We start from the raw sequence: 373 nt of genomic DNA on the forward strand, positions 1-373 counted from the left end.
CAGTCTTCTAAGTGCTGCTTTGAGTGCAATTGTGAAATTCATAGCTTTATTGAAATAATAGTCATTAAATGTGACAGTGTCACTTATCACGTAAATGATGATGGATTGAAGAGGACTTCTTTGTTGATCCAACAAATCCCTCAAAAACCACCCAAAACCACCAAGTATCACCAAAAACCACCAAAAACTGATTTTCAGATCATTTTTTTCGTGCCCTTTCCAAACTTTCATGAAATTAAAAATCCAGTGGGGGGGTACTCATTTAGAAAAACTTTTCAAACTGGTGTCATTTTTGATAGAAAATCTGACACCATAGTTTCAAGCAAAAGTCAAATAAATAAAACCATGGTTTCACATTTGCAAAAATAATTGA

1 protein-coding gene is annotated in these 373 nt (G+C 33.5%); it reads right to left on the reverse strand.

The features are described 5' to 3' along the window. A partial coding sequence (locus A3712_RS28495; RefSeq protein ID WP_231891875.1) for a hypothetical protein occupies window positions 1-231 on the reverse strand: 231 nt, incomplete at its 3' end. Window positions 232-373: the final 142 nt, after the last annotated feature.

Source organism: Vibrio sp. HI00D65, assembly GCF_001635455.1.
Taxonomy (GTDB): domain Bacteria; phylum Pseudomonadota; class Gammaproteobacteria; order Enterobacterales; family Vibrionaceae; genus Vibrio.